Genomic DNA, 454 nt, shown 5'->3' with positions numbered 1-454 from the left:
GGCCCGATCATCCCCACCAGCAGGTGCCCCACCATGTGCATCGTGAAGCTTGCGTGACCGGCCTGGGCCACGGGCCCCACCAGCCCGGCACCCACGCACGCCAGTCCCGCGAGGAAGCTGACCGGGCGCCAGGTGGCCACGCCGCGTCGCCCGCGCCCGGCCCACAGGCACCAGCAGTACGCCACTGCGGCGAGCAGCACGAGCGCGAGGACCAACCACTCGAAGAGCGGCCACGGGGCGGCCACCGCGGCGTCCGCGTGCCCAGCGGCACCACCACCGTGCTGCCCGTGGCCCCCGTGCCCCTGCTCCCCCGCGCCCACCGCAGCCGCGAGAAGCCCCGGGGGCGCGGAGAGCGTCAGGAACCCGGGGAGGATCAGAGTCCCCGAGCCCATTACGCCGCCCGGTACGCCCGGGCGCCGCGCCGCATCACCAGGTACCCCACGAGCATGAGAAC

At 75.3% G+C, this 454-nt stretch carries 1 protein-coding gene; it reads right to left on the bottom strand.

Annotated features, from left to right (window positions below; translation table 11 throughout):
• Nucleotides 1-392 (bottom strand): cytochrome c oxidase assembly protein (locus M3666_RS16390; RefSeq protein ID WP_308301862.1); only part of this gene is annotated, 392 nt, incomplete at its 3' end.
• Between the last annotated feature and the right edge of the window lie 62 nt (nt 393-454).

The organism is Curtobacterium sp. ODYSSEY 48 V2 (assembly GCF_023712625.1).
Taxonomy (GTDB): domain Bacteria; phylum Actinomycetota; class Actinomycetes; order Actinomycetales; family Microbacteriaceae; genus Curtobacterium.
Note: the sequence above shows the minus strand (reverse complement) of the source record. Positions and strands in the feature narration are given on the sequence as shown.